Below are 3755 nucleotides of genomic sequence, written 5' to 3'. Positions count from 1 at the left end.
CGCTTGCCCACTCAGCCCGCCAGCCGTATTGCTGAACTGTTGCCGCATAATTGGCAACCGCAGACAGCGATGTAAAAAAACAGGTTAAAGAAAACCGCTGTCAAGATGAGATGGCCGAACGCTTACGATGCACGGGCCAACACTGCACGTCAGCAGGTCATGAAGGCGTTCGCTGAAAATGGCCGGTTGCCAAAGGCGACGCATGTCAGAATCATCCAGGGCGATGCCTCCCTCACGCTGACCCGTGCCTCGCGTCGAAAAGCAACAGACCTTGTGGCCCTCGGCACGCAAGGCTTGAACGCAATAGCTCAACACCTGCTTGGCAGTGTCGCTCGAAAGGTTCTCACCAATGCAAGATGCGACGTTCTGGTGGTTCCCTCTACTGCAATACAAGATGCAAGCTGCTAAGTGCGATCGCGTATGCGGTCAATAGAATGAATTACGAATTTCAGGCGGAGAAAGCTCTGTTTAGTTTGGTTGCAGCACAGGAAGGTGAAGCGATAAATGAAATATTTAAAACGCGTTCAAACGAAAAATCCATGATTGAGATTGCGTTCTCCGCACCTAGACGTAATCAAAACATTCAAATCCCATCCCAGGTGAAGCATGATGTTACCAATCGGGAAAGAAGGCGCGTTTTACAGATTTATGCGTTAGCAACGCAGAATAGACCATCTGAATTACAGCGTTGCGCTATATAAGGCACGGGAAGGTTGAAGATGTGCATACATAACGAATGAGTGCTTGGTATTTTTATTAAGTTTCAGTTTTATAGCCGCCATATAGTATCGCAGCTAATTATATTGATATATGGTCTTATGTGGTAAGCCCGCGCTGTCGCCCAATCTCCCAAGACACTCCTCCGCCGCGCACCGTGGCGGCAAGTTGCTGACCCACCCGCTGTTCGATCACCGGTTTCCACGGTACAAGGCTGAAGCCCATGCCATCATCGAGCATGGCGTAGTGTCCACTAGCGAGCATGATGGAGCGCCGATAGATGCCAGCGACGCGCTGCCCATCGGCTACCTGTCGATGTTCCAGGCCGGTTTCCGTGGCAATGTTCTGCGCGACCTGCGCCAGTTCCCGGTTACGCAGCGTTGCCAATAGGTTGCGCGCAAGAAGCACCCGCTGCCCGCGCTTCTCCGCCAGCCCCTGTTCCACCAAGAAATCGCCTCGCTTCTGTAGTGCATCTTTGACCTCACTGCCAAAGCCCATACCCCCCAACCTCTTGCCGCCGCCAATCAGTTGTTGATCCAGCCAGGTAGCACCGATCACGCGGGCCTGCCGCTCAATAGGCAGGTGCGATTTCAGTTCCACCGATACGCCGCCGCCCAGTCGCTGTGCGTCATACTTGCGTCCCCGTTCTGGCAAGTCTTGCGGTACTTTCCAGATGCCTTCGGTTTGTCGCTCCACCAGACCCGCTCGGCGCAGAGCTTCCAGGCGGCGGGCATGGGCATCGACCACCTCCTGCGGGTCGCGGCCAGGCTTGGCCCGGCCATGCTCAATCGCCAGGTGATGAGCGGTGCGGTACAGGCCATCGACGGCTAACGCGGCGATGGTCTTGTCCGCCGTACGAACGACTGTTGAGCCTTTGATTTCCACAACAGCTCCCATTGGGTACTGCTCCAGTTCCAACCTGACTGGCAGCACCACATAGTGCGCCTTGCCATCGGTACCATCGACGATCAAATAGCCCTTGTCATACAGCTCGTCAGCCAAGCCTTTGCCGGCCACGCGGCCGACAACAGTGCGGCCATCCTCCCCGGGCTGGAACACGGCCAGATCGCGTTGCTTGCCGCTCATGGCGCGCTGCATGGTGCGGATGATGTCGCCGCGTTCGCCCATCGCTCGTAAGGTGGATTCCGCATCGGCACGGACGGCCCAGACGCCGGTCTGCATTTCACTCGCCAACCCCATGCGCTGCAAGCGTTGCAGGCGGCCGATTAGCAGCAGGCGCTGGCGTTGCAGCCGGGGTTGCGCTTCCAGCCGTTCGGTGTGCACCACGCCATCCATTGCCTCGCGCTGCAAAGTGCGGTCCAGCCCAGTCCATCGTTCCTGATCCACTTCACGGGCCATGCCGCGCCGAATCTCCAGTTCGGTGCGCGGCCCCAGCCATTCAGTCGCCAGCTCCGAGGCCCGCTCGCGCATCCCCTGGCTGATGTAGTCGCGAGAAATGATGAGGTCTTTTCCAGTGTCACCCTTGCCACGCAGGACGACATGCGTATGCGGGTTGTCGGTATTCCAGTGATCGACCGCTACCCACTCCAGCCGCGTGCCCAGATCAGCCTCCACGCGGGCCATCAGGTGACGGGTGAAGGTGCGCAGATCATCAAGCTGTTCCGCGTCCTCGGGCGAGACGATGAGACGGAATTGGTGCCTGTCCTCGCGGCCTCGTTCCTCAAAGGCAGCCAAATCGGTGTCATCCTCCATCGAGCCGTAGGCGTTACCCGGTTCGCCATCGCGCCCCACACCTTCGCGCTCGATATAGCGCAGGTGCGTCTCCGTTGAACGGGGCCCGGCCTTGGCGAGATTGATCAGCCGAGTCTTGATGGTCACACGCCGGGAACCGGCCATCAGCGAAGCACCAGTAAAGCGCGCTGTCGTGTGACCGCGCCCCAGTCGAGTACCGGGTCGATGACTCCCTTTGGCGGCCTTGGCGCCGGCCTTACTCGCCTGGCGCAGCACCTGGCTGATGAAGGCGTCGCCGCGCCGCTTGGGCGCTCCTGGACGGATACGGAAGCGGTCATCATCGTTGCTGCTCATGCAGTCCCTCCATCCAAGGCTGTCGCAGCCCAGCGTGCGAAGCACGCACTTTACTCAATGTCGACAAGGTGTTGGCGATCCATGCGGCACAGAGGCGCAGCCGGCGCGTGCCGCGCCACCCCCACGTGCAGACTGCTTTGTCGCGCAACAACGTGCCGCGACCTTTTATCTTGCCTTCCGCCTTTGCCTGTCGCTTTTGNTTTTGCTCCCGACCTCGGCGGCCCGGTGGCGCTGCGCTGCCGGCAGCTAGGCCACCGGCGAACGCGCGAACCGCCAGGATGAGGGCCGCAGGCCAGGCGCGTTTGAGGCAAGATGTCTGCACGTGGGGCGGCTGCGCCGGATGCTGCGTGGCGTGTAGTGCCCAATGCACAGTATTGGCACCAAGACGGCAGACGCAGCGACATGATGGCAGCCGCAAAGAGGACACGCCCGATAGCACGATGCCATGCACATGGATGTGCAGTGAATTGACCATCATGGCTGCGCCCCATGCCAGACCGGACGCGCGACACCGATAACGACGGATGCACTGACCGGGCCGAAATAGCGGCTGTCGAACGACGCGGGGTTAGTCGCGCTCAGCAGGAACAATTCATCCTCAAGGAGCAGGCGGCAATGCGCCCAGGATGGCAGCGGGCGACCCAGCCGGTCGGCAGACAGCGCGACGGCCATCGGCACGCCATCGATACGCACTTGACCGGCAATGATGCAGACGTGTTGCGACGCGACCGCGCCCACACGTTTGAGTAGCGGAATGTGGGCTGGCAGATAACCGCGCTGCGCGGCCAGCGCCGCCGCATCGGCGGGAAGCCGGGCCAGGACGATGCTATCCACATCCAGCCGACGGGGCAGCGAGCCGGATGGATGAAGTGACCCCCAAATGTTGGACGGTTAAAAACTAGGCAGCTAAAACCTGAGTCCGGTATTGTACCGGACTCAGGCCGTTTAACTTGAGCTTGATACGTTCGTGATTGTAGTAGTGAATGTATTGC

The 3755-nt window shown here is 59.6% G+C and carries 4 protein-coding genes and 1 pseudogene; 2 read left to right on the top strand and 3 right to left on the bottom strand.

Annotation, left to right across the window (positions count from 1 at the left end; translation table 11 throughout):
* The first annotated feature begins 105 nt into the window (after positions 1-105).
* Entirely contained in the window at positions 106-408 is a 303-nt protein-coding gene (locus IE074_RS15100; protein ID WP_189386195.1) for a universal stress protein, read from the top strand.
* A 26-nt stretch (positions 409-434) separates the two neighbouring features.
* Positions 435-701 (top strand): hypothetical protein, encoded by a 267-nt coding sequence (locus IE074_RS14685; protein WP_189386194.1) that lies wholly within the window; start codon positions 435-437, stop codon positions 699-701.
* A 115-nt stretch (positions 702-816) separates the two neighbouring features.
* Here IE074_RS14685 and IE074_RS14680 read toward each other — a convergent pair whose 3' ends face one another.
* The 3 genes and pseudogenes from IE074_RS14680 to IE074_RS14670 form a co-directional block, all read right to left on the bottom strand.
* Positions 817-2763, bottom strand: coding sequence for a relaxase/mobilization nuclease and DUF3363 domain-containing protein (locus IE074_RS14680; RefSeq protein WP_189386193.1), 1947 nt, complete (start codon positions 2761-2763; stop codon positions 817-819).
* A 474-nt stretch (positions 2764-3237) separates the two neighbouring features.
* Positions 3238-3630 (bottom strand): annotated as a pseudogene (locus tag IE074_RS14675) (S26 family signal peptidase); the annotation flags it as partial.
* A 31-nt stretch (positions 3631-3661) separates the two neighbouring features.
* On the bottom strand, positions 3662-3755 hold a 94-nt coding region (locus tag IE074_RS14670; RefSeq protein ID WP_189386164.1), incomplete at its 5' end, for an IS3 family transposase.

The organism is Advenella faeciporci (assembly GCF_014652395.1).
Classification (GTDB): Bacteria; Pseudomonadota; Gammaproteobacteria; order Burkholderiales; family Burkholderiaceae_B; genus Advenella; species Advenella faeciporci.
The sequence above is the reverse complement of the archived record's forward strand: the minus strand, read 5'-3'. Positions and strand labels throughout refer to the sequence as shown.